We start from the raw sequence: 23,864 nt of genomic DNA on the forward strand, positions 1-23,864 counted from the left end.
CGTGGCGAGGACCGTGGAGGCCATGACATCGGCGATACGGATGGCAGTCCTGGCCCTGCTCTGGGGCTCCGGCTTCCTGTGGATCAAACTGGCCCTCGACCACGGCCTCACCCCGGGGTGGATCACCTTCGTACGGTGTCTGCTCGGCGCGGGCGTGCTCCTCGCCCTCGCGTACGCGGCGCGGCAGCGGCTGCCCCGGGACCGGGTGACCTGGGGGCGGCTCGTCGTCGCGGCCTTCTTCTGCAACGCCCTGCCGTTCTTCCTGTTCGGCGTGGGCGAGCAGACCGTGGACAGCGGTACCGCGGGCGTCCTCAACGCCACCACCCCGCTGTGGTCCCTGCTCATCGGCCTGGCTCTCGGCACGGAGCGTCCGCTGTCCGCGGCGCGGGTCTGCGGTCTGGTCCTCGGCTTCGGCGGCGTCCTGCTGATCTTCGCCCCGTGGAGCGGCGACGGCGGTCTGATGAGCCTCGGCGCGCTCGCCCTGCTCGCGGCCTCGGCGAGTTACGCGGTGGCCTTCGCGTACATGGCCCGCAGGCTCACCGACCGGGGCACCGCGCCGCTGGCGCTCTCCGCCGCGCAGCTGCTGACGGCGACGGCCCTGAGCGTGCCCGCCCTGGCCTCCGGCGGCGAGGCCCGGTTGACGTGGACGGGGCTGCTCGCGGTCGTCGTCCTGGGGATCTTCGCCACCGGTCTCACCTTCCACCTCAACTACCGGATGATCGCGGACGAGGGCCCGACGAGCGCCGCGACCGTCGGCTATCTGCTGCCGGTGGTGTCGGTGATGCTCGGGGCCCTCGTGCTCGACGAACCGCTGACGGTACGGGTGGTGGCCGGGATGGCGGTCGTGCTGGCGGGGGTTGGCCTCACGCGGCGGGGTCTGCGACCCGCTCCCGCGTCTCCGGCTTCCGCGTCTCCGGCTCCTGCGTCTCCGGCTGCTGGTCCCGTGTCTCCCGGCTCTTCGTCTCTCCCCGGTTCGGCTGCCGCAGGACGGTGAGCGCGACCGCGAAGGCGGCGAGGACGAGGGCGGCACCGACCCCGAAGGCCAGGTGGTAGCCGCTGGTCAGGGCCTCGGCTGAGGGGCGGCCCGCCGCGGTGAGGGACTCGGTGCGGGAGGCGGCCAGGGTGGAGAGCACCGCGATGCCGAGCGCCATGCCGATCTGCTGGGTGGTGTTGAACAGGCCTGAGGCGAGGCCCGCGTCCTCCTCCTTCGCGCCGGACATGCCGAGCGAGGTGAGGGCGGGGAACGCGAGGCCGAAGCCGGCGGCCAGCAGCATCACGGGCAGCAGGTCGGTGACGTACGAGGCGTTCACGGGCACCCGGGTCAGGAGTCCGAGGACGCCGACGAGGAGGGTGAGGCCGGTGAGCAGGATGGTGCGCTCGCCGAAGCGGGCGATCAGCCGGGCGGAGACGCCGAGGGACACCGCGCCGATGACGGCCGCGGCCGGCAGCATCGCGAGACCGGTCTTGGCCGCGCCGTAACCGAGGACCTTCTGCATGTAGAGCGCGACGAGGATCTGGAAGGAGAAGAGCGCGGCGACCATCAGCATCTGGACGAGGTTGGCGCCCGAGACGCTGCGTGAGCGGAAGATCCGCAGGGGCATCAGGGGGTTCGCGGTCCTGGCCTGGCGGACGAGGAAGCCGCCGAGGAGGGCGAGGGAGAGGGCACCCAGGCCGAGGGTGTGGGCCGAAGCGGCGCCGTACTCCTCGATCTTGACGACCGCGTAGATCCCGAGCATCAGGCCGGTGGTGACGAGCAGCGCGCCGAGGACGTCCGCGCCGCCTCCGGCCTTCAGGCCGGGGCCGCGGTCGCCCGGCAGCGCGGGGAGGGCGACGAGAAGCGTCGCGATGCCGATGGGGAGGTTGATGAAGAAGATCCAGTTCCAGGCGAGCGCCTCGGTGAGGATGCCGCCGAGGACCTGGCCGATCGAGGCTCCCGCCGCCCCGGTGAAGCTGAACACGGCGATGGCCTTGGCTCGTTCGCGCGGTGCGGTGAAGAGCGTGACGAGGATGCCGAGGCTGACGGCGGAGGCCATCGCGCTGCCGACGCCCTGGAGGAAACGGGCCGCGATCAGGACGCCGGGGGAGGTGGCGACGCCGGCGAGGAGTGAGGCGGCGGTGAACACTCCCGTACCCGCGAGGAACATCCGCTTGCGGCCGATCAGGTCGCCGAGGCGGCCGGCGAGCAGGAGCAGCGAGCCGAAGGCGATGAGGTAGGCGTTGACGACCCAGCTGAGTCCGACCGGGGTGAAGCCGAGGTCGCTCTGGATGGCCGGCATGGCGACGGTGACGATGCTGCCGTCGAGGATCGTCATCAGCATCCCCGTGGCCAGGACGCCGAGGGCGAGCCAGCGGGAGCGCGAGCGGACGGCTGTCGCCGCGGGGGTGGAGGTGGCAGGCATGACGGTCTCTCCTGTCGTTGGGAGCCAACAGGAGAGACCGTAGCAGATAGTTTTGTTGCAGACTATCTTCTACGGATCGAGAGTCGGGCGGTCGCCGTTCGGGCTGGTGTCCGCTATCCCTTCTGGCGTGCCCGACGGGCCGGCCTGGAGCTCTCCGTGGGCGTCGCCAAATGCCCTGTGACCAGGCGGTTCAGTGCCCGCAACAGCACCTCGCGCTCGTCGTCGGGCAGGGAGGTCAGGGCGCTCTCGTGTACCCCGTCGACGATCTTCTGGCTCTTCGCGGCGACCTTCGCCCCCTCCTCGGTCACCGCGATGATCCGTGCCCGCCGGTCGGTGCTGGACGGCCTGCGCTCAGCCAGCCCGGCCTTCTCCAGCGCGTCGACGGTCACCACCATCGTGGTCTTGTCCATGTCCCCGATCTCGGCGAGCTGCGCCTGTGTCCGCTCCTCCTCGAGGGCGTGGACGAGGACGCAGTGCATCCGGGGGGTGAGCCCGATCTCCCCGAGCTCCGCGCTCATCTGCGTACGCAGGACGTGGCTGGTGTGGTCAAGGAGGAAGGAGAGGTCGGGCTCGGTGCGGGTGGGCGCCATGGCGGTCATGTCCGCCAGGGTAGCGAAGGTCGATCCGTAGCGGATTATCGGAAAGGGGACGACCCTCGCGTCGAGGCGGGTGCACGCCCCGTGGACGTGCTCGCCGCTGCGCTCCGCGTCACACGGCGCCCGTGAGGTGTTCGACGGTGGGCGCCACGAGGCCGAAGAGGTCGGCGATCGTGGTCAGGCTGCTCGTCTGGAGCGTGGCGGCGGGCACCGTGCCGCCGTCGGGCGCGGGCAGGGCGCGGGTGGCGGTCGCCTCGGCGACGACGGTGGGCCGGTAGCCGAGGTTGAAGGAGCCCTGGGCGGTGAAGGTGACGCACATGTGGGTCATGAACCCGGCGAGGACCAGATCGGGTCCGGCGCCCAGGTCACGCAGCGTCTTCTCCAGGTCGGTGGCGTGGAAGGCGTTGGGGACCTGCTTGACGACGACGGCCTCGCCCTCGGCCGGCGCCACCTCGGGGCTGATCGCGCCGATCTCGGCACGGATGTCGTACGGGGTGCCCTCGCCGCCGTCGTTGACGACGTGGACCACGGGCGTGCCCGCCGAACGGGCGGCGGCGAGCAGGCGGGCCCCTGCGGCCAGGGCGGGCTCGGCGCCTTCGAGGGCCATGACGCCGGAGCGGTAGGTGTTCTGGAAGTCGATCATGATCAGGGTGGTGTCGCCGAGGCGGGGCAGCGTGCTGTCGAGGCCGATCACGCTGCGGAGGGTCGCGGAGGCGTTCATGGAGGAGAGGTTCCTTTCGGGAGCGAATCAGGCGTGGAGGCATGGCGAGGCCGCGGTCGCGGCGGCTCGCCGGGGTGTGAGAGGTATGGGTCAGCGGCGCGGAAGCGGCTGCTGTGCAGGTCGGGAAGTGGTGCGGTCAGCAAGCGGTGCGGGTCGGGAAGTGGTGCGGAAGCGGCGGCGGTGCAGGTCAGGCAGTGGTGCGGAAGCGGCGGCGGTAGGCGGCCGGGGTGGTGCTGATCTGCTTGCGGAACGCGCGATGCAGCGTCTCCACCGAGCCCATCCCGACCGCCGACGCGATCTGTTCCAGCTGCTGGTCGGTGGTCTCCAGCAGGCGCCGGGCCGCCTCGACCCGGGCCGCTTCCACGTAGGAGGCGGGGCTGGTGCCCGTCTCCTGGCGGAAGACGCGGGCGAAGTGACGCTCGCTCAGGCACATGCGCTCGGCCAGCGCGGGCGCCGACAGATCGCCGTCGAGGTGCTCCGTGATGAACACGCGCAGCTCGTCGATGTCCCTGCGGGCCGCCACCGGCCGGCTCAGCGGCACGCTGAACTGGCTCTGGCCGCCCTGCCGCCTGAGGTACATCACCAGCTGTCGGGCCACGGCCAGCGCCAACTCCTCGCCGTGGTCCTCGGCGACCAGGGCGAGCGCCAGGTCCATGCAGGTGCTGATGCCCGCCCCGGTCCACACCCGGCCGGAGCGGACGAAGATCGGGTCGGCGTCGACCCTCACCCGCGGGTGCTCGGCGGCGAGTTGCGCCGCGGTCGACCAGTGCGTGGTCGCCCGCCGCCCGTCGAGCAGCCCGGCGGCCGCGAGCAGATGCGCGCCCACGCACACCGAGGCGATGCGCCGCGCGTGCGGAGCGGTGGCCTTCACCCACTCCACGACGGTGTCGTCGACCCGGGCCACCGGACCGTCCGGGCCCAGGTCCACCGCGCCGGGCACCAGCAGCGTGTCCACCGCGGCCCCCACCTCGGCGAACGACAGGTCCGGCACCAGGCGCACCCCGGCCGAGGTGACGACCGGTTCGGCGCCGGGACCCGCCAGCCGGACCGCGTAACCCGCCCGGCCGCCGGTCTCCCGGTTGGCCAGGGCGAAGACCTCGGCCGGGCCGGTGACGTCGAGCAGGTCGACGTCGGGGAAGACCGCGATGACGACACGGTGCGCGGGGGAAGCGGGGGACATGCGTCCATCGTGGCGAGGCCGCCCGATGACCGCAATGACGGCTCTCTGTCACATCCGGTCATCGGCTTGGCCGTGGCTGTCGCCGTCGCTGTCGCCGTCGCCGTCGCCCGTCGTGGCGGCAGAGCTTCGAGGAGGAGCAGGCGTAGCCGAGTGGGCCCATGTCTCCGCGAAGGACCGTCAGCCGGCCGGAGGCGTGGGCGGCGGAGGCGGCGGAAAGGGTGGCGGGGGTGGAATCCGCGGTCCGGGCGGAGCCGCGACGGGCGGTGGCGGCTTCCGAAGGTGCCCGTTTTCCGGGGCCGTCCGAAGGGCGGGAGGAGGAACTCCCGTTGCACCGGGCACGGACCGGGTAGGGGAACTGATCACGCCCCTGCACACCCGCACGAGAGCTGTAAGGACAGGTCCGCTCATGCGCATCGATCTGACAGGACGTACCGCGCTGGTCACCGGCTCCACCCAGGGCATCGGCGCCGCCATCGCCACCGGCCTGGCCCGGGCCGGGGCGCGGGTCGGAGTCAACGGCCGGACGGAGGAACGGGTGGAGAGGACCGTCGCCGACATCCGTCGTGACGCGCCCAGCGCGGAGCCCGTCGCGGTCGTCGCCGACATCACCACCGAGGAGGGCGCGCGCCAGGCGGCCGAGGCGTTGCCCCAGGTGGACATCCTGGTGAACAGCCTCGGCATCTTCGGCAGCGCCGACCCGCTGGAGATCAGCGACGACGAATGGCGCCGCTATTTCGAGGTGAACGTGCTGGCCGCGGTGCGGCTGATCCGCCAGTACCTGCCCGGTATGAGCGAGCGCGGGTGGGGCCGGATCCAGAACATCGCCAGCGACTCGGCGGTGGTCGTCCCGGCCGAGATGATCCACTACGGCATGTCCAAGACGGCGCTGCTGTCCGTCACGCGCGGCTTCGCCAAGCAGGCGGCCGGCACCGGGGTCACGGTCAACTCGGTGATCGCCGGGCCCACCCACACCGGCGGTGTGGAGGAGTTCGTGTACGAGCTGGTCGACCGCGAACTGCCGTGGGACGCGGCGCAGCGCGCGTTCATGCGCGAGTACCGCCCGCAGTCGCTGATCCAGCGTCTGATCGAACCCGAGGAGATCGCCAACATGGTGGTCTACCTCGCCTCCGACCAGGCTTCCGCCACCACCGGTGGTGCGTTGCGGGTGGACGGCGGGTACGTGGACTCCATCCTTCCGTAGGCGGCCCATCTGCGGCCGAAAGCCCGTGAGCGGTGGATCGGGACGGCGGGGCTCCCCGTCCGCCTCGCGCCGTCCGCCTCGCGCCGTCCGCCTCGCGCCGGAACGCGTCGACCCGTACGTCGAAACGCACCCCGGGGCTCCTGGGACGGCTGTGTCCGTGGCATCGGTGAGGCGCGACACTCTTGCAAGCAGGTGCTTGCAATAGTTAGCAGGCGATGGCATCGTCGGGGCATGGCATCACTCAACGTCGGCAATCTTGGCGAGTACCTCCGCGAGCAGCGGCGCACCGCGCAGCTCTCGTTGCGGCAGCTCGCGGAGGCCGCCGGGGTGTCCAATCCGTATCTGAGTCAGATCGAGCGGGGACTGCGCAAGCCCAGTGCCGAGGTGCTCCAGCAGGTCGCCAAGGCGCTGCGGATCTCCGCCGAGACTCTCTACGTGCGGGCCGGGATTCTCGACGAGAAGGAAAGGGACGAGCTGGAGACGCGCGCCGTCATCCTCGCGGATCCCTCGATCAACGAGCGGCAGAAGCAGGTACTGCTCCAGATCTACGACTCCTTCCGCAAGGAGAACGCCGCCGAGAACGCTGCTGAGAGCGCCGCCGAGACCGTCGACGGTGACGACGCCGCTCCCGATGCCGAACGAACCGTGAGCTAGTACGTACACATCCGGGAGGACCACACCCATGGCCATCATCGAAGAACTGCGTACCCCCCTCTACTTCGCCGCCGGCACCGCCGACCTCGCCGTCCAGCAGGCCAAGAAGGTCCCGGGGCTGATCGAGCAGATCGCCGCCGAGGCGCCCGCGCGGATCGACGCCGTGCGCAAGACCGACCCCAAGGCCGTGCAGGACAAGGTGGCCGACCGTGCCAAGGAGGCCCAGGCCACCGTGCAGTCGAAGCTGGCCGAGGTCGTCGGCAGCCTCGACACCGACCTGAAGAAGCTCGGCGAGACCGCCCAGGACCTGGCCCTTCGGGGCGTCGGCGTCGCCGCCGAGTACGCGGTCAAGGCGCGCGAGAAGTACGAGGAGGTCGCCGCGCACGGCGAGGAGGCCGTGAAGGCGTGGCGCGGTGAGATGGCCGAGGAGATCACCGAGATCGCCGTCGTCGTCGAGCCCGAGCCGGAGGCCAAGCCGGCGGCCGAGGCCGAGACCAAGGCGGAGGAGCCGGCGGCCAAGGCCGAGGCGCCCAAGCCCACCCGCAAGACCACCGCCCGCAAGCCGGTCGCCAAGAAGACCGTCGCCGCCGAGAAGTAAGGCGGGGCGGGGCGGGGCACCAATCAGGGTGCCCGGTGCGTTGTACCGGGTACCTTGGCCGCGAGGCGCTCACTTCACCGACTAGGCGGTTAGACATGTTGCGCGACGGATTCGACCTCGGTCTCTCACTGGTGACCGACCTGGTCTTCCTCGGCTTCGCCCTCGTCTCGTTCGTCTTCGCCGCCATGGCACGCGAGGACGCGTATCGCGCGGCCGACAAGCAGACCAAGAAGTTCTGGCTGATCATCCTCAGCATCAACCTCGTCCTGAACCTGGTTCTGGGCATGCTCTTCCTGCAGATCGCAGGCCTCATCGCCGCCATCGTCTTCATGGTCGACGTCCGGCCCGCGATCAAGCAGATCTCCGGCGGAGGTGGAGGCGGTCGGCGCGGCGGCTCCAGCAGCGACGGGCCGTACGGGCCCTACAACGGTGGCCGGTAGGGACGCAGGCCGGTAGGAGCCACGGGCCGGTGGAGACACGGGCCCGGTGGAGCCGCAGGCCGGTGGAGACACGGGCCGGGTGGAGCCGCAGGCTGGTGGAGACACCGGCCCGGTGGAGCCGTAGGCCGGCCCGTGGCGGCACAGGCCGGTAGAGCTGGAGGACGCGCGAGCGGACCCCAGGGCCCGGGGGTCATCCCCGGGCCCTCTCCAGTGCCAGGACCGCGACGTCGTCCGTCAGCTCCCCGCCGTTCAGCGCGCGCACCTCGGTCATCGCCGCCTCCAGGAGCTCCTCGCCCCGCAGGCCCTCCGCCAGCTGCCGGTTGATCATCTCGACCATCCCGTCCTGGCCGAGCCGCGGCGAACCCGGGCCCGCCGAGCGGCCCTCGATCAGGCCGTCCGTGTACATCAGCAGGCTCCACGCCCCGCCCAGCTCCACCTGCCGCCGCGGCCAGCGGGCGCGCGGCAGCAGTCCGAGGGCCGGGCCGCCGTCCTCGTACGGCAGCAGCCGTGCCGCCTTGCCCTGCCGGGCGATCAGCGGGGAGGGGTGTCCGGCCAGGCACAGGCCCGCGCGGCGCCCGTCCGGGGCGATGTCGACCGTGCAGAGCGTCGCGAAGATCTCCTCGCTCTCCCGCTCGTGCTCCAGGACCTGCTGCATCGTCGAGAGCAGCTCGTCCCCGCACAGGCCGGCGAAGGTCAGCGCCCGCCACGCGATACGCAGCTCCACTCCGAGCGCGGCCTCGTCCGGGCCGTGCCCGCAGACGTCGCCGATCATGGCGTGGACCGTGCCGTCGGGGGTCCGGACGGTGTCGTAGAAGTCCCCGCCGAGCAGGGCGCGCGAGCGGCCGGGCCGGTAGCGGGCCGCGAAGCGCAGCTCGGAGCCCTCCAGGAGAGGCGTGGGGAGCAGCCCGCGCTCAAGGCGTGCGTTCTCCTGGGCCCGCAGGCGCGACTCGGTCAGCTTCACCTGCACCGCGTCGGCCCGCTTGCGCTCGACCGCGTACCGGATCGCCCGGCTCAGCAGCCGGCCGTCGAGCTCCTCGCGGAAGAGGTGGTCCTGGGCCCCGACACGTACGGCCTCCGCCGCCAGCGCCGCGTCGGCCGAGGCCGCGAGGGCCAGGACGGCGTGGCGCGGCGCGAGCCGCAGGACGTGCCGCAGGGGCGCCAGGGGGTCGTCACCGGCCGCGCGGGGACCGGGCAGGGCCAGGTCGACCAGGACGCAGTGCACGTCGTCGGTGAGCAGCCGCTCGGCCTCGGTGAGGTTGCGGGCGGTGCGGATACGGACGCGGGTCCCGTCGGCATCGAGCAGTTCGGGTACGGCAAGGGCACCCGCCGGGTCGTCCTCGACGACCAGGAGGGTGAGATCGGTGCCGGTCGCGGCCGTGGCGGCCGGGGCGGCCGCGGCGGCGGTGACAGCGCCTGCCGCAGCAGAGTCGTTTCTCTGGCGCGGTACGGGTACGGGCATCGGTCTTTGAATCCTTCCCTCCCCCCGAGGGCGGCAGGTCGACGAACGACGTCCCGCCTGACCGGGACCATAGCGGTACCCCGGCGGGCAGCGGAATGGCGATCACGCCACGAGGACCGACAAGCCCTTGGCATATGCCGCGCATGGGGAGGTTGTTGCCTTCGAGGCCATGATGAACATCACGCCCGGGGAGGTTGGGACCGCGCCCGTCGAGGGTGCGGAACGTCTCACTCCGGGCGGTCCCGCTTCGGAACACCGCATTACGGGTGGTCTCGCTCCGGAACGTCTCACAACGGGCGGGGGACTTCCTCCGGATCGGCTCACTCCGGGCGGGGGACTTCCTCCGGATCGGCTCACTCCGGGCGGGGGACTTCCTCGGGAACGTCTCGCTCCGGGTGGCGGATCCGCTCGGGAACGTCTCGCTCCGGGCGGCGGATCCCCTCCGGAACAGCTCACTCCGGGCGGACGACTCCCAGGATCTCCATCGAGCCCGCCCCCGCGAGCGTCACGTTCCGCCCCGGCCTCGGCGCGTGCACGATCGCGCCGTTGCCGACGTACATCCCGATGTGGCTCGCGTCCTTGTAGTAGACGATCAGGTCGCCGGGCCGCATGTCCTTGATGTCCACGCGCGGCAGCAACCGCCACTGCTCCTGCGAGGTGCGCGGGATGGACCGGCCGGCCACCACCCAGGCCCTCTGGGTCAGCCCCGAGCAGTCGAACGACCCCGGGCCCTCCGCACCCCAGACGTACGGCTTGCCGATCTGCGCCGTCGCGTACTCCACCGCCTGCTTGCCCTGCGGAGTCGCCTTGGCGCTCAGGCCCTTGAGGACGCCGGTGCTCAACCAGGCGGTCTGCGCCTTGTACTGCTCCTGCTCCTCGAGCCGCAGCAGCCGCGCCCGCTCCTCGGCCGCCAGCTCGGACTCCAGCTTCTTGGCCGCGGCGATCTTCTCGTCGATGTCCTTCTTCGCCTCGGCCTGCTTGACGCGGTTGGCCTCGAGCTTGGTCCAGTTGATGCCCGCCTCCTTGGCGTAGACGTCCAACTGGGCCTGTGTCCTGGTCATTTCGGCGAGCAGGTCCTTGGTGGCCTTCTGTCCCTGCTGGAGCCGGCCCGCGTTGTCGAGGAAGAGCTGCGGATCGTCGGTGAGGACGAACTGGGCGCCCTCAGGCAGCCCGCCGTTGCGGTACTGGGCGCGGGCCGCCGCGCCCGCCTGCGCCTTGAGCGCGTCGATCTTCTCGCGGCCGGCCACGATCATCTTGGCCAGTTCCACGATCTCGGCGGACTGCTCCTTGGCCTTCTCCTCGGCGAGGTTGTACGCGTCGGTGGCGGCGGCGGCCTGCCGGTACAGGCCGTCGATCTCCTTGCGTACCTCTTCGAGGGTCTTCTTCGGCGGCGCGGGTGGCAGCGGCGCCGAGGGTGCCGCGGGCGGTCGCGGGGCGGCGGAGGCCTGAAGGGTCAGCGCGGGTGAGGCCAGCACCGTCAGGGCGCAGACCACGGTGATCGCGGCGGTGGCGCAGCGGCGTCGGTTCACAAGCTCCCCCTCGGACGGCCCTGATGAGTCCCGGATCTGATTTACCGTCAGTAACTTCGCAGTGACCTTGGCGATGGTGCCATGCGAAACGTGAAAGCAACAGGGGATACCGGTCCCTGTCGGGTCACTGTCCCCCACAGGGGACGAGTGATGTGGGAGTTGCGTTCCCGACGTTCCGTGAATTCACCGGCAGTTGGTGTGCGGGTGGTCCGGGGGGGGCGGGGGCGGTCCCTGGGGTGGTGCGCGGGGACGGTCCTCGGCACGCGCCGGGCGGTCCGGGGCTGTGATGCGCGGGCCGTCCCGGGCCGCGATGGGCGGGTGGTCCCGGGGTGCAGTGCGAAGGCGGTCCCTCAGCGAGGCGCCAGCGCCTCCCAGCGCACGGTCGCCTCGCCCTGCCGCCAGCGCCGATGTCCGTCCGTCAGCGGCCAGTCCGCCGCCAGATCGCGTACGGCCCGGATCCAGCGCTGCCGCGCGCCGAGCGAGGCGTACGGAGCGGCCGCAGCCCATGCCCGGTCGAAGTCCTGGAGGAAAGCGTGGACCGGCTCGCCCGGCACATTGCGGTGGATGAGCGCTTTCGGCAGCCGCTCCGCGAGGTCGGAGGGCCGCTCCAGCGAGCCGAGCCGGGTCGCGAAGGTCACCGTCAGCGGCCCGCTCCGGTCGAGCGCCACCCACACATGGCGCCGCCCGATCTCGTCGCAGGTCCCCTCCACCAGCAGCCCCCCGGGGGCGAGCCGGGCGCACAGCCGTGCCCACACCGCGGCGACCTCGCCCTCGTCGTACTGGCGCAGCACGTTCGCGGCCCGGATCAGCGCGACGTCGCCCGGCACCGGGACCTCGAAGCCGCCGTGCACGAAGGTGAGGCCCTCGCGCTCGTACGGCTCGGCGGCGGCGACCCTGGCCGGCTCGATCTCGATCCCGACGACCTCGGTGCGCGGGTCGGCGGTGCGCAGGCGGGTGAGCAGCTCGACGGCGGTCCAGGGGGCGGCCCCGTAGCCCAGGTCGACGGCGACGGGCGGCTCGGCGGACCGGCGCAGGGCGGGTCCGTGGACGGCGGCGATCCAGCGGTCCATGCGGCGCAGCCGGTTGGGGTTGGTGGTCCCGCGGGTCGCCGTACCGACGGGACGGGTCGGGGCGGGCGAAGCGACATGGGGGTGTCCCCAGGCGGAGCTCTGGGGGCGGGTCGTGCGCGGGGGCATGGAACGAGCGTAAGCGGTGCGCCACGCCGTGCCGTCACGGCAATGAATTGGCAAAACGGAAATGGATGGTGCCATTCCGGTGTTGTGCCGCTTGGAGGGCGCTGTGCGCCGTCCGTTTCGCCGTGCCCGCAGTGCCTCGCAGTGCCCGTAGTACCTCGCAGTCCCCGTAGTCCCCGCAGTCCCCGTAGTACCCCGCAGTCCCGCAATCCCCCGCAGTGCCCGCTACGCCCCCACTCAGCGGAAGGACCGTCGACGTGAGCCAGTACGTGTCCCGGCTCGCCGGCTCCCTGGCGACGCCGCCCCGGCTCCGGCTCCCCGGACGCCCCCGGACCCCGCGCCGGGTGGCCATGCTCAGCGTCCACACCTCGCCCCTCCACCAGCCGGGCACCGGCGACGCCGGCGGCATGAACGTCTACATCGTGGAGCTGGCCAAGCGGCTGGCTGCGATCAACATCGAGGTCGAGATCTTCACCCGGGCCACGACCGGCGGTCTCGCCCCGGTCGTCGAGCTCGCGCCGGGCGTCCTGGTCCGGCACGTGGACGCCGGTCCGTACGAGGGGCTGGCCAAGGAGGAGCTGCCGGCCCAGCTCTGCGCCTTCACGCACGGTGTGATGCAGGCGTGGGCGGGGCATCGACCCGGCCATTACGACCTGGTCCACTCCCACTACTGGCTCTCCGGCCACGTCGGTTGGCTCGCCGCCGAGCGGTGGGGCGTCCCGCTCGTGCACGCGATGCACACCATGGCCAAGGTCAAGAACGCGGCGCTCGCTGCGGGCGACACCCCCGAGCCCGCGGCCCGGGTGATCGGCGAGACCCAGATCGTCCGCGCCGCCGACCGGCTGATCGCCAACACCGCCGAGGAGGCCGACGAGCTCGTCCGCTTCTACGAGGCGGAGCCGGGGAAGGTCGCGGTCGTCCACCCGGGGGTCAACCTCGACCACTTCCGCCCGGCCGACGGCCGGGCGGCCGCGCGGGCCCGCCTCGGGCTGCCCGCCGACGCCTTCATCCCCGTCTTCGCGGGCCGTATCCAGCCGCTGAAGGCGCCCGACATCCTGCTGCGGGCCGCGGCCCGGCTCCTGGAGGAGGACCCGTCGCTGCGTTCGCGGATGCTCGTGCCGGTTGTCGGCGGGCCGAGCGGCAGCGGTCTCGCCAAGCCGGAGGGGCTGCAGAAGCTCGCCGCGCGTCTGGGCATCGCGGACGTCGTCCGCTTCCACCCGCCGGTCGGCCAGGACCGCCTCGCGGACTGGTTCCGGGCGGCGTCGGTGCTGGTCATGCCCTCGTACAGCGAGTCCTTCGGGCTCGTCGCCATAGAGGCGCAGGCGGCCGGCACTCCGGTCGTCGCGGCCGCGGTCGGCGGGCTTCCGGTGGCGGTACGGGACGGCGTCACCGGCTTCCTCGTCCCGGGTCACGACCCGGCCGACTACGCCCGGGCGCTCGGGCGGTTCGTGGCCGATCCGGCACTGTCCGCCCGGATGGGCGCGGCGGCGGCCCGGCACGCGGAGTCCTTCGGCTGGGACACGGCGGCCTCCGGCACGGCGGACGTGTACACGGCGGCGATGCACGATCATCGCCGTCGCGTACGCTCGCACCATGGCTGAGGACGTGCGGCGGGTCATCGAGGACACCTTCAAGGACGCCGAACTGGAGTGGGAGTCACCCGAGCCGGGCTCGTACGTGGTGAAGCTCCCCGGCACGCGCAAGTTGTTCACGACGCTCTCGCTGCGTGTCGGCCGCCACTCCCTCTCGCTGAACGCCTTCGTCATCCGTCACCCCGACGAGAACGAGGCGGGCGTCCACCGCTGGCTCCTGGAGCGCAATCTCAAGCTGTACGGCGTGAGTTACGCGGTCGACGGCCTCGGCGACATCTACCTGGCCGGCAAGCTCCCGCTCGCCGCCGTCACGCCGGAGGAGCTGGACCGGCTCCTCGGCTCCGTCCTCGAAGCGGCGGACGGCTCCTTCAACACCCTTCTGGAGCTGGGCTTCGCGAGCGCGATCCGGCGCGAGTACGAGTGGCGGGTCTCGCGCGGCGAGTCGACCCGCAACCTCGACGCGTTCACGAATCTAACCCAGAAGCCCTCGAACTGACGGCTGTTCCGCCGGTGCGCCCCTAGGTACACGCCCGTAGGCGCACGACCCCTTCCGCACCCTGCCCTGGCCGTGCCATGCTCGCCGCCGTCGCACATCTGAATGTCGTTCACATCCATGAAAGGCGGGCTCATGGGAATCAGCAGAAGGCAGTTCGTGGGCGGTGCGGTGGCGGTGGGAGTGGCCGCCACGACCGGCTTCCGGCCGGCGGGAACCTCCCCCCTCTGGGAGGAGTACGCGCGCTCCCCGTACACCCACCCCCAGATCCCCTACGTCGGCCGCGCCGGCGCCCGCCGCGGTGCCACCCGGCCGCCGGTCGTCGCCGACGTCCTCTCCTACGGCGCCACCCCCGACGGCTCCACCGATTCCGCGGCCGCCATCAACCGGGCCCTTGCCGAGGCGGGGGAGCGCGGCGGTGGCACGGTGCTCGTCCCGCCCGGTACGTACCGCATCGACGACTTCATCCGCGTGGCCCACAGCGGTGTGGTGCTGCGCGGCGCCGGATCCGCCCGTACGAAACTCCTCGCGACGAAGCACCTCACCGAACTCGTCGGTCCCTACGGCTCGCGCTACGGCGGCGACAAGTCCTCCTGGTCCTGGGCCGGCGGCCTCATCTGGCTCGCCCCGCACGCCCGGCACGCCTCCCTGGTCGCCGCGATCCGCGCCCGGGCCTGGCCCTTCGAGGGCTGGACCGGCAACGGGCGCGACGAGTGGCGGACCCTGACCACCGTCCGCCCCGCCCGGCGCGGCGACTGGTCCGTGACCGTCGACGATCCGTCAGCCCTCCGGCGGGGACAGCTGGTTCTGCTCCGCCTCGCCGACGACGCCGGCCACACGCTCCTGGAGCACATGGCGGGCGGGGGCGCGGGCCCTGAGGCGTACCACTGGGACGACAAGACCAAGCTGACCTCGTACGTGCCGTACGAGTGGCCGGTCCGGGTGACGTCCGTACAGGGCCGGAAGGTGACGCTGGAACGCCCCCTCCCGCTCGACGTCCGCCCGGAGTGGGACCCGCGGCTGACGACCCTCGCCGAGCCGCTCACCGACGCGGGCGTCGAGGGGCTGACCCTGGAAGCGGTCGAGACCCCGCAGTCCCCGCACCTCCTCGACAAGGGCTACAACGGCGTCACCTTCCAGTGCGCGTACGACTGCTGGGCCGAGGACGTCGTCGTACGCCATGTCGACAACGGCTTCGGACTGGTCGCCGCCTCCGCCTGCACCCTGCGGCGCACCCGGGTCGAGGGGCGGGGCTCCCACCACCCGTACTTCTGCCGGGAAGGGGCGCACGACAACCTGGTCGAGGACTTCCGTATCGCGGCCCGTACGGTCCCCGCCCCGGCGGGCACCCAGCTCCACGGCATCAACGTGGAGGGGCTGTCCAGCTACAACGTCTGGTCGCGCGGGGTGATGGAGATGGGCACCTTCGACACCCACCGGGGGATGCCGTTCGCCAACGTACGGACGGAGATCACGGTCGAGAACAACGGCCGGCACGGCGGGGACGCCTCGGCCGGGCCGCTGTACGGCGCCCGCTTCACCCACTGGAACGTGACCGTGACGAACGGCCGGGCGGGCCTCGTCAAGATCGACACGATCGCCCCGTACAGCGCGACGGTCGGTATCAGCGAAGTGCGCGAGTTCGACCAGATCGACGTACCGGACTTCGCGGGCGAGCTCCACGGGCGCGTGGAGGCGTACGGGGCTCCGGGGGTGGTCCGCCCCCGGAACCTGTACGAGGCGCAGCGGATGCTCAGGCGTTGAGGGCGCCGCTGTCGGTCTTCTCCGCGAGGGCGAGGGACTCGGACCCGTCGGCCTTGTTGAGGGCGGCGGGCGCGTCGGTCTTGGTGAGGGCGAGGGGCGCGTCGGTCCTCGTCGGCGGCTCGGCCTTCACCGGGGCGGGTGCGGGCTCCTCGTCCAGGGCCTTGCGGAGCCGCGTGGCGTAGCCGATGGCGGCGATGCAGCCGATCACGCCGCAGGCCACCCACAGGGTGTCGGTGCCCGGGCCGTCCACGACCCAGCCCGCGAGGATCGGGGCGAGGAAGCCGGACAGGGCCCAGGACATGCCCATGACGCCCTGGTAGCGGCCCCGCGCGTGCTCGGGGGCGAGCTTGGCGGTGGCGGCGGCGTTGGTGGGGACGTGGACCATCTCGCCGATGGTCCACACGACCACGGTGGCGGCGAACACCAGCGGGGTGCCGGCCAGCGCGGTCGCCCCAGTGCCGAGCGCGAAGAGCAGCGAGGAGACGGTGAGCAGCATCGCCGGCGAGCGCTTGTCGGTGACCTTGTTGACCAGCAGCTGGAAGCCGACGATCACGACGCCGTTGGTGGCGATGACCAGGCCGTACGCGCCGGGGTTCAGGCCGGCTTCCGCCACCGTGAGGGGCAGCCCGACCCAGGGGGCGGTGAAGACGAGGCAGACGAGGAGGTTGAGGAGGACGAGGGTCCGGAAGGGTGCGTCGCGGAGGACGTCGAGGACACTGACGCGGTCCTTCTCCACGACCTCGCCGGCGGGGTCGCGGCGGGCTTCGGGGCGGGTCTCGGGCAGCCGCAGGAAGACGATCAGGGCGCAGAGGATGGTGGCCACGGCCTCGACGAGGAAGAGAGTGCGGTAGCCGAGGAAGATCGCGGCGCCACCGCCGAAGGCGGCGACGGCGAAGCCGAGGTTGAGGGCCCAGTAGTTGAGGGCGAAGGCTCGGCGGCGGTCGTGCTCGGGGACCATGTCGGCGATGGTGGCCTGGATGGAGGGGCGCACGGCCTGCATCGAGACGCCCATCAGCAGCACGACGGCGGCGACGCCCCAGGCGGTGGTGACCAGGGAGAGGGCGGCGGCGCAGGAGGCCGTCACCAGGTGCATGGTGACCATGGTCGGACGCCGGCCCCACTTGTCGGCGAGCGTCCCGCCGAGCGGGGAACCGGCGACACCGCCGAGACCGTGGAGGGCGATGACGAGGCCGGCGAACCAGGCCGAGTGCCCCAGCTCCTGGGTCAGGTACAGCGACAGGAAGGTGAGGACGAAGGCGCCGGTGCGGTTGACCAGTGTGGAGAGCCAGAGCCACCAGAAGCCGCCGGGAAGACCGGAGACGGTCGCGCGAGCTGATCGTCTGAGCGAGTCGATGGACATGTGTGGCCGGCCCCCGTGTGTGTAAGTCCCTCTAGCGGCCCTCGTAACTTACGCATCTCATGTGCCGGACGCCAGCGAATTGACGGTGCACGTCAATCGTCAGGCGTCGATTAGGCTCGGGCGCATGGCCGACGCACCGTACAAGCTGATCCTCCTCCGCCACGGCGAGAGCGAGTGGAACGCGAAGAATCTGTTCACCGGCTGGGTGGACGTCAACCTCACCGAGAAGGGCGAGAAGGAGGCGGTCCGCGGCGGTGAGCTGCTGAAGGACGCCGGCCTGCTGCCCGACGTACTGCACACCTCCCTCCAGAAGCGCGCGATCCGCACGGCCCAGCTGGCGCTGGAGTCCGCCGACCGCCACTGGATCCCGGTCCACCGCTCCTGGCGTCTGAACGAGCGCCACTACGGTGCGCTCCAGGGCAAGGACAAGGCGCAGACGCTCGCGGAGTTCGGCGAGGAGCAGTTCATGCTCTGGCGCCGCTCGTACGACACCCCGCCGCCGCCGCTCGAGGACGGCACGGAGTTCTCGCAGTCCGACGACCCGCGCTACGCGACGATCCCCCCGGAGCTGCGCCCGCAGACGGAGTGCCTGAAGGACGTCGTCGACCGGATGCTGCCGTACTGGTACGACGGCATCGTCCCGGACCTCCTGGACGGCAAGACGGTCCTCATCGCGGCCCACGGCAACAGCCTGCGCGCGCTGGTCAAGCACCTGGACGGCATCTCGGACGAGGCCATCGCGGGCCTGAACATCCCGACGGGCATCCCGCTGGCGTACGAGCTCGACGAGAACTTCAAGCCCCTGAAGCCGGGCGGCACGTACCTGGACCCGGACGCGGCGGCGGCGGCGATCGAGGCCGTGAAGAACCAGGGCAAGAAGAAGTAGCTCCGACGAACGTAAAGCCCCCTATCCGCTGGTTCTCAGCGGGCAGGGGGCTTGTCGTTGCCCCGGGGCCGAGCGTGGGGCGCTGTCGGGTACGGCCGTTGCCTCACGTGCCGCCCGCGCACCGGTGTCCCGGAGTGAGCCGCACCGGTGTCCCGGAGTGAGCGCTCGACCGACACCTCGGCGTCGGCGTGCGCCCCGACGCATCCACGGGAAGCCGCGGTGCACCCGTTCGCAAGCGCGCGCGCCTTCCGTTCGGGGAGGGCGCATGGCGACGCTGGGCTCGTCCGCACGTTCGTCGAGACCAGGGGTGGGAATCGTGGCGCGTACGCAGTCCAAGTGTGGAGCGACAACGCAGAAGGGCACCCGATGCCGGCGACTCGCCATGATCGGCGCGTCGAGGTGTGATCGGCATCGGGGCGACTGGTCCTCCTACACCGTCCAGAGGCGCAAGGAATCCGAGCGCGACAGGAAGGCGGGCAAGCGCCGCAGCTGACGTGCCTCAGGTGCCGCCCCTGCCTGCCGTCTCGCGGCAGGTGGGGGCAGTGGCCATCCGGCGGGCCTCGTCGGGGGTGAGGTCGGTGCGCGAGCGCAGCGCGGTCAGCACGAGGTCGGCCTTTTCCGTGGCGACGTGGTCGCCGAGCCAGGTGAGGGCCTGGGAGACGGCCAGCCGGGCATCCGCCGGGGTGAGGTCGGCGCGGGAGAGCAGAGGGGCGATGACGTACCGGGCCCGTGCGGTCGGGGCATGGCTGCCGAGCCAGGCGAAGGAGACCGAGACCGTCCTCGTCGCGTCGGCGGCGGTGAGATCGGTGCGGGAGAGAAGCGGCCTGAGGAGCAGCGGCGCGCCAGGGGTGGTGGCGTGGTCGTCCAGCCAGGTGAGCGCCATCGAGAGCGCTCGCCCGGCCAGGTCGGACGGAACGTCGGTGCGGGTGAGAAACGGGCTGAGGACGAACCGGGCCCGCGCCGTCGAGGCGTAGTGATCGAGCCAGGTGAAGCCGGCGGCGAAAGCACGCCGGGCCTCCACCGTCGTGAGGTCGGTGCGGTTGAGCAAGGGGCTGAGGACGTGCCCTGCGCCGGAAGCGGTGGCGTGGTGGTCCAGCCACGCGAGGGCGTTGGAAGACGCCAGCCGGGCGTCGCCGGATGTGAGGTCGGTACGGGCGAGCAGCGGGTCGAGGACGTGCCCCGCGTGGGGAATGGTGGCGTGGTGGTCGAGCCAGACGAGGGCGGGGGAGAACGCCTGCCGGGCGTCGCCGGGTGTGAGGTCGGTACGGGCGAGCAGCGCCTTGAGGGCGAACCGGGCTTCCGCGGTGGACGCATGTCCGTCGAGCCAGGCCAGGGCCGCGGAGATCGAACGTCGCGCGTAGTCCGGGTCGAGACCGCCACGGGTCAGCAGTCGGCCGAGAAGGTATCCGGCGTCGAGGGTCGTGACGTGGTGGTCGAGCCAGGCAAGGGCGTGGCCGGCTGAGCAGTGTGCTGCCTCGGGGGTGAGGCCGGTACGCGCCAGCAGCGGTTTGAGGACGAATTGGGCTTCCGCCGTGGTGGCGTGGTGGTCGAGCCAGGCGAGGGCCGCCGAGATCGAGCGTTGCGCGTCGTCCGGGTCGAGGCCGGCAGGGGCCAGCAGCGGTTTGAGGACGTACTGGGCCTCTGCCGTGGTGGCGTGGTGGTCGAGCCAGGCGAGGGCCGCCGAGATCGAGCGTTGCGCCTCGCCGAGGGCGAGACCGCCACGGGTCAGCAACCGGCCGAGAAGGTATCCGGCGTCGACGGTGGTGGCCGCGTGCAGCTCGAGCCACGCGAGCGCCGTCGCGATCGCGCGCCGTGAGTCCTCCGGGCCGAGGCCGCCTCTGGCCAGCAGCGGGGTGAGGACGAATCGTGCTTCCGCCGTGGCCGCGTGGTGGTCGAACCAGGCGAAGGAGGCAGCGACGCCCCGCCGAAGGTGGTCGTCGGTGAGATCGCCACGGGAGAGCAGTGAATTCAGGACGAACTGGGCCTTCGGGGTGGTGTCGTGGTGGTCGAGCCAGGCGAGGGCCGCGGCGGCCGACCGCCGGGCGTCCCCGACGTCGAGGTCGGTGCGGTTGAGCAGCGGGGCGAGGAGGTATCCGGCGTTGGGGTTGCCGGCCTGGCCATCGAGCCAGCCGAGCTGCACGGAGGCGCACTGCCGAGCCTCGTCGGTGCTGAAGCCGTTGCGTGTCCCCAGGGCTTCGAGGACGGAGCGTGCTTCCACGGTGGTGGCGTGGTCACCGAGCCAGTCCAGTGCGGCGGGCAGCACCCGCAGAGCGTCACCGGGCGGGAGGTCGGGGCGCGCGAGCAGCCGACCGAAGACGTATCCCGCGTCGGCGGTGGGCGCGTGGTGGCCGAGCCAGGCGAAGGCGTCGGAGAGCGACTGCCGAACCTGATCAGGCATCAGGTCGGTCCGGGAGAGCAGGCCGTTGAGGACGTACCCCGCACCGGGCGTGGTCGCGTGCCGGCAGAGCCAGGCGAACGTGACGTGGAGCGCGCTCCGGGCGTCGGCGGCCGGCAGATCCGTACGGAGGAGCAGGGGCTTGAGAACGAATCCGGCGTCACCGGTGGCGTGGTGGTCGAGCCAGGCGAACGTGGCGCGGAGCGCCTGCCTGAGTTCCTCGGCACCCAGGTCGGTGCGGTTGAGCAGCGGGGCGACGATGTATCCGGCGTTGGGGTTGGTGACGTGGTGGTCGAGCCAGGAGAGGGCCGCGGCCACCACTCGCCGGGCGTCGCCCTGCGCGAGGTCGGCCAGGAAGAGCAGGCGGCGGAGGATGAACGAGGCCTTCTCGTGGTCGGCGTGGTGGTCGAGCCAGGCGAGGGCGGCCCGACGCGAGCGCTGGACGTCGTCGCCCGTCAGCTCGGCATGCTGAACCAGTCGGCCGAGGACGAACTCGGCGTCCACGGTGGTGGCGTGGCGGTCGAGCCAGCGTAGGGCGGCGGCGATCGCCCGTCGGGTGTCCTGGGGGCCGAGGTCGTCGGCGTGGGCGAACAGCGGATCCAGGGCGAAGCGGGCCTCCAATGTGGACCCGTGAAGGTCGAGCCAGGCGAGGCTGGCATTCCGTACCCACTGGATCTCGTCCGCCGTCAGTTCGGTGTGCGCGAGGAGAGGACCGAGGACGAACTGGGCCTTGTCGCTGGTGGCGTAGTGGTCGAGCCAGGTGAGCGCGGTACGCAGGACCCGCCGAACGACGGCGGGGCTCAGATCGGTGCGCGAGACGAGCGGCCTGAGGATGTGCCCGCAGCCGACGGCGGCGGTGTGGTGGTCGAGCCAGGCGAGGGCGGGGGTCGAAATCCGCTCGGCGTCCTCCGGGCTCAGATCGGGGCGGGCGAGGAGGGTGCTGAGGACGAATCCGGCGCCGTGGGCGGCGGAATGGCGGTCGAGCCAGATGCGTGCCGCTGAGATGACCCGCCGCGCGTCGTACGGGTTCAGGTCGGGACGGGCGAGCAGCGGCCTGAGGACGTACCCGGCACCGGGGCTGACCGTGTGGCGGTTGAGCCAGGCGAGCGTCGTGGTGATGGCCTGCTGGACGGCCTCGGCCGGCACGTCCGTACGCGAGAGCAGCGGACCCGCGACGTAGTTGGCCTCCTTCGTCCTCCCGTGGACCTCGAGCCACGCGAGGGCGGCGGGTACGAGGAGTAGCGCGCCGTCGCTGGGGAGGTGGCGCAGGCCCCGGTGCAGGAGATGGCGGGCGTCGAAACCGACACCGAACTCCGTGAGCCACGGGCTCACGACCTCGTCCCAGCACCGCACGGCCGAGGCGGACCAGGGCGGCCCCGAACAGATGGCGCCGAGCGCGTAGCTGCCCACGTCGGATTCGTGGCGCATGAGGCCGCCTATGGTGGCGGCCTGCCGGGTGAACCAGTCGTGGAGCACGGAGGTGATCGCCTCCGCTCGGTCGGCGAGCGCGAGGTCGTTGACGAGGCGGCCGAGGTTGAGGGCAAAGCGGCCGACGGTGCGCGCGCCGGTAAGACTGCCGGCGAGCATGGCGTGCGTCCTGGCGACATCGGGCGTGGCGACCGGATCGGGCAGCATGACCGATTCCATGAGCTGGTCGGCGACGATGTCGTGGGCGACCGACAGCACCCCGTCCCTGGTCTCCAGCCAGCCCAGTGACACCAGGGTCGCCACGACGTCCTCCGCCTCCGGCACCTCACCGGTCGCCCCGGCCAGCGCTGCGTGGGTGGCCGCCACGACCTCGGACCGGTCCTGCGGGCAGGCCGCCGCGGCGGCTCCGGCGGCCACCAGCCCGTGCGAAGCCCGGCCGCGGGTGAGGCTGTCCTCGCGGCCGGGAACGGTGAGACCGTCCTCGCTGAGACGCCTGAGCAGCCACGCGGGCAGCTCGCCGCCGGATCGCAGTCCGGCGTCCTTGGGCATGGAAAGGCCCGCCTTGACCCGACGCTCGATCTCCCGGGCGACCAGCAGCGCGACGATGGGGCGGTGGCCGCTGACCGCGAGCATGTGGTCCATGCCCCGTTGACGGATCGCGGTGGGGGCCAGGGCCTCCAGTGCGTTACGGGTGATCAGCTGCTGGAACTCGTCGTCCTGCCGCAGCTTCACCTCGTCGAAGAGCTCGTACACCAGCGCCCGTTCGGCCTTCAGCAGCCACCCGGGGCGCGCGGACGCGAGCACGAACAGGGACACGCCCTGACGGCGCGCCTCGGGAAGGAGCAGATGCCGCAGTTCCTGGAGGTCGACGTTCGTCTCGTTGAGGTCGATCACCACCAGGACGTAACCGGTCTCCGTGAACGCCTGCTTCGCGATCTGCTCGACGACCGACTCGTCGCGGGTACGGGAGAGATCTCCTCGGGCCTGGGGCAGGACGTGCAGCACCCGCCACCCTTCCGCCAGGGCGAGCCGTCCCACTTCCAGGCCCGTGCGGGTCTTTCCCGTACCCGCCGTGCCCACGAGCAGCACGCCACGGTCCCCGGACATCACGAGCTTGGTGAGCAACTGCTCCGGGTCCGCCTCGTGTTCGCTGCCGGGCGATACGAAGGGCAGGCGCTCGGGGGTGAAATTCCTCTCGAAGTCGCCGAAACCCTCGATGAGTTCCTGCTGGGAGACCACCGTCCGCAGCCGGGGGCCCGAGTCGCGGCCGGGCGGATCCAGCTCGACCGCCTGGGGCCGCACTCGGTGGTCGCCCAGCAGTTTGGCGAATACCGGATCATCCAAGGCCTTGGCCACGGGTTCGGCCTCCGCGCTGCCCGTTCCGGCGGCGGGCAGCCGGTGGGCCTGCACCCCGACGAGGAAGCGGCCGTGCGCGAACAGAGCCGTTCCCGAGATGCCGTGCCACGGATCCTTGCCGTTGGGCCCCCGTTCTGCCGGAGGGGTGGTCTCGATGGAAAGATCGAGCAGCCCCGACTTCATGTTGGAGCCGAGCTGGATGAACCCGTGGATCTCCCGGCTCTCCCGCCGGTCCAGCCCCTGGAACCGCTCCGAGGCCGCCCGTTGCGCGAATGCCGGGTAGCCGATTCCCTCGAACGGCACCCTGCCGACCCCGTCCGGCAGGCTGCCGAGGACGACCCCCGGCACCGTATCCAGCTCCGATGCCGGAGCGTCGAGACATAGCAGCGCCATGTCGTCGTGCCCGCTCGCCTGCCACACGACCGTGGCGGGAAACGCCTCCGTGCGGCGGCCGAGCATCACCGTGCATGCGTGTTCCCCGGAGGTGAACAGATGATTCACCGTCAGGATCAGCCTGGTACTGATCCGGTAACCCGATCCGAATTCGCGCCCGTTCGCATGCCTGACGATGATCTGGGCGACCCGGTTCTTGTCCATCGCGCTTGTCCAGCGGCCGGTCC

At 71.8% G+C, this 23,864-nt stretch carries 17 protein-coding genes and 1 pseudogene; 9 read left to right on the forward strand and 9 right to left on the reverse strand.

Translation table 11 applies throughout. From position 1 onward, the window contains the following. Nucleotides 1-40: 40 nt before the first annotated feature. A pseudogene (locus ACFC0D_RS10190) lies at nt 41-808 on the forward strand (DMT family transporter); the annotation flags it as partial. 55 nt (nt 809-863) lie between these two features. On the opposite strand, the gene ACFC0D_RS10195 reads toward ACFC0D_RS10190, so the two are convergent. The 4 genes from ACFC0D_RS10195 to ACFC0D_RS10210 form a co-directional block, all read right to left on the reverse strand. Next, nucleotides 864-2,399, reverse strand: coding sequence for an MFS transporter (locus ACFC0D_RS10195; protein WP_376433158.1), 1,536 nt, complete (start codon nt 2,397-2,399; stop codon nt 864-866). Nucleotides 2,400-2,512: 113 nt separating this feature from the next. Further along, nucleotides 2,513-2,998, reverse strand: coding sequence for a MarR family winged helix-turn-helix transcriptional regulator (locus ACFC0D_RS10200; protein ID WP_376433160.1), 486 nt, complete (start codon nt 2,996-2,998; stop codon nt 2,513-2,515). Between the two features lie 109 nt (nt 2,999-3,107). Then, on the reverse strand, nt 3,108-3,716 hold the full coding sequence (locus ACFC0D_RS10205) for an isochorismatase family protein (protein ID WP_376433162.1): 609 nt from the start codon (nt 3,714-3,716) through the stop codon (nt 3,108-3,110). 187 nt (nt 3,717-3,903) lie between these two features. After that, nucleotides 3,904-4,896 (reverse strand): GlxA family transcriptional regulator, encoded by a 993-nt coding sequence (locus ACFC0D_RS10210; protein ID WP_376433164.1) that lies wholly within the window; start codon nt 4,894-4,896, stop codon nt 3,904-3,906. A gap of 406 nt (nt 4,897-5,302) precedes the next feature. Between ACFC0D_RS10210 and ACFC0D_RS10215 the strand changes: the two genes are divergently transcribed. From ACFC0D_RS10215 to ACFC0D_RS10230, 4 genes are all read left to right on the forward strand, one after another. After that, complete coding sequence (locus ACFC0D_RS10215; protein WP_376433166.1) at nt 5,303-6,097, forward strand: SDR family NAD(P)-dependent oxidoreductase; 795 nt, start codon at nt 5,303-5,305, stop codon at nt 6,095-6,097. Between the two features lie 231 nt (nt 6,098-6,328). Beyond that, nucleotides 6,329-6,751, forward strand: coding sequence for a helix-turn-helix domain-containing protein (locus ACFC0D_RS10220; protein ID WP_376433168.1), 423 nt, complete (start codon nt 6,329-6,331; stop codon nt 6,749-6,751). Nucleotides 6,752-6,779: 28 nt separating this feature from the next. Next, nucleotides 6,780-7,349, forward strand: a complete 570-nt coding sequence (locus ACFC0D_RS10225; RefSeq protein WP_376433170.1) for a hypothetical protein — start codon at nt 6,780-6,782, stop codon at nt 7,347-7,349. Between the two features lie 95 nt (nt 7,350-7,444). After that, entirely contained in the window at nt 7,445-7,789 is a 345-nt protein-coding gene (locus tag ACFC0D_RS10230; protein WP_376433172.1) for a DUF2516 family protein, read from the forward strand. 190 nt (nt 7,790-7,979) lie between these two features. Here ACFC0D_RS10230 and ACFC0D_RS10235 read toward each other — a convergent pair whose 3' ends face one another. The 3 genes from ACFC0D_RS10235 to ACFC0D_RS10245 all read right to left on the reverse strand — a co-directional run bounded on the left by ACFC0D_RS10235 (nt 7,980) and on the right by ACFC0D_RS10245 (nt 11,847). Continuing rightward, nucleotides 7,980-9,248 carry a PP2C family protein-serine/threonine phosphatase gene (locus tag ACFC0D_RS10235; protein WP_376433174.1) on the reverse strand — a complete coding sequence of 423 codons (1,269 nt, stop codon included), beginning with the start codon at nt 9,246-9,248 and terminating at the stop codon, nt 7,980-7,982. A gap of 452 nt (nt 9,249-9,700) precedes the next feature. Continuing rightward, on the reverse strand, nt 9,701-10,777 hold the full coding sequence (locus ACFC0D_RS10240) for a C40 family peptidase (protein WP_376433176.1): 1,077 nt from the start codon (nt 10,775-10,777) through the stop codon (nt 9,701-9,703). 350 nt (nt 10,778-11,127) lie between these two features. Beyond that, the gene (locus ACFC0D_RS10245; protein ID WP_376433320.1) at nt 11,128-11,847 is read right to left on the reverse strand and encodes a class I SAM-dependent methyltransferase; all 720 of its coding nucleotides are present in this window, start codon (nt 11,845-11,847) and stop codon (nt 11,128-11,130) included. 380 nt (nt 11,848-12,227) lie between these two features. Here ACFC0D_RS10245 and mshA point away from each other — a divergent pair, with 380 nt between their 5' ends. From mshA to ACFC0D_RS10260, 3 genes are all read left to right on the forward strand, one after another. Beyond that, complete coding sequence (gene mshA / locus ACFC0D_RS10250; RefSeq protein WP_376433178.1) at nt 12,228-13,571, forward strand: D-inositol-3-phosphate glycosyltransferase; 1,344 nt, start codon at nt 12,228-12,230, stop codon at nt 13,569-13,571. Further along, nucleotides 13,564-14,058, forward strand: a complete 495-nt coding sequence (locus ACFC0D_RS10255; RefSeq protein WP_376433180.1) for a YbjN domain-containing protein — start codon at nt 13,564-13,566, stop codon at nt 14,056-14,058. Before mshA ends, ACFC0D_RS10255 begins: the two co-directional genes overlap by 8 nt. A gap of 132 nt (nt 14,059-14,190) precedes the next feature. Beyond that, nucleotides 14,191-15,819, forward strand: coding sequence for a glycosyl hydrolase family 28-related protein (locus ACFC0D_RS10260; RefSeq protein WP_376433182.1), 1,629 nt, complete (start codon nt 14,191-14,193; stop codon nt 15,817-15,819). Here the strand turns inward: ACFC0D_RS10260 and ACFC0D_RS10265 are convergent. After that, nucleotides 15,809-17,179, reverse strand: a complete 1,371-nt coding sequence (locus ACFC0D_RS10265; RefSeq protein ID WP_376433184.1) for an MDR family MFS transporter — start codon at nt 17,177-17,179, stop codon at nt 15,809-15,811. The two genes, ACFC0D_RS10260 and ACFC0D_RS10265, sit on opposite strands and share 11 nt — an antisense overlap. Before the next feature lie 124 nt (nt 17,180-17,303). Between ACFC0D_RS10265 and ACFC0D_RS10270 the strand changes: the two genes are divergently transcribed. Beyond that, a complete protein-coding gene (locus tag ACFC0D_RS10270) occupies nt 17,304-18,065 on the forward strand; it encodes a phosphoglyceromutase (RefSeq protein WP_376433186.1) in 762 nt (253 codons plus the stop codon). A 499-nt stretch (nt 18,066-18,564) separates the two neighbouring features. Here ACFC0D_RS10270 and ACFC0D_RS10275 read toward each other — a convergent pair whose 3' ends face one another. Further along, the gene (locus tag ACFC0D_RS10275; protein ID WP_376433188.1) at nt 18,565-23,841 is read right to left on the reverse strand and encodes a hypothetical protein; all 5,277 of its coding nucleotides are present in this window, start codon (nt 23,839-23,841) and stop codon (nt 18,565-18,567) included. Between the last annotated feature and the right edge of the window lie 23 nt (nt 23,842-23,864).

This window comes from Streptomyces sp. NPDC056222 (assembly GCF_042264065.1).
Taxonomy (GTDB): Bacteria; Actinomycetota; Actinomycetes; order Streptomycetales; family Streptomycetaceae; genus Streptomyces.

Bases quoted from the DNA above. Each gene is read 5' to 3' on its own strand.
- ACFC0D_RS10265 (WP_376433184.1), bottom strand. From the start codon at position 17,179: ATGTCCATCGACTCGCTCAGACGATCAGCTCGCGCGACCGTCTCCGGT.
- ACFC0D_RS10260 (WP_376433182.1), top strand. From the start codon at position 14,191: ATGGGAATCAGCAGAAGGCAGTTCGTGGGCGGTGCGGTGGCGGTGGGA.
- ACFC0D_RS10200 (WP_376433160.1), bottom strand. From the start codon at position 2,998: ATGACCGCCATGGCGCCCACCCGCACCGAGCCCGACCTCTCCTTCCTC.
- ACFC0D_RS10210 (WP_376433164.1), bottom strand. From the start codon at position 4,896: ATGTCCCCCGCTTCCCCCGCGCACCGTGTCGTCATCGCGGTCTTCCCC.
- ACFC0D_RS10275 (WP_376433188.1), bottom strand. From the start codon at position 23,841: ATGGACAAGAACCGGGTCGCCCAGATCATCGTCAGGCATGCGAACGGG.
- ACFC0D_RS10195 (WP_376433158.1), bottom strand. From the start codon at position 2,399: ATGCCTGCCACCTCCACCCCCGCGGCGACAGCCGTCCGCTCGCGCTCC.
- ACFC0D_RS10235 (WP_376433174.1), bottom strand. From the start codon at position 9,248: ATGCCCGTACCCGTACCGCGCCAGAGAAACGACTCTGCTGCGGCAGGC.
- ACFC0D_RS10205 (WP_376433162.1), bottom strand. From the start codon at position 3,716: ATGAACGCCTCCGCGACCCTCCGCAGCGTGATCGGCCTCGACAGCACG.
- ACFC0D_RS10225 (WP_376433170.1), top strand. From the start codon at position 6,780: ATGGCCATCATCGAAGAACTGCGTACCCCCCTCTACTTCGCCGCCGGC.
- ACFC0D_RS10230 (WP_376433172.1), top strand. From the start codon at position 7,445: ATGTTGCGCGACGGATTCGACCTCGGTCTCTCACTGGTGACCGACCTG.
- ACFC0D_RS10270 (WP_376433186.1), top strand. From the start codon at position 17,304: ATGGCCGACGCACCGTACAAGCTGATCCTCCTCCGCCACGGCGAGAGC.
- ACFC0D_RS10245 (WP_376433320.1), bottom strand. From the start codon at position 11,847: ATGGACCGCTGGATCGCCGCCGTCCACGGACCCGCCCTGCGCCGGTCC.
- ACFC0D_RS10255 (WP_376433180.1), top strand. From the start codon at position 13,564: ATGGCTGAGGACGTGCGGCGGGTCATCGAGGACACCTTCAAGGACGCC.
- ACFC0D_RS10215 (WP_376433166.1), top strand. From the start codon at position 5,303: ATGCGCATCGATCTGACAGGACGTACCGCGCTGGTCACCGGCTCCACC.
- ACFC0D_RS10220 (WP_376433168.1), top strand. From the start codon at position 6,329: ATGGCATCACTCAACGTCGGCAATCTTGGCGAGTACCTCCGCGAGCAG.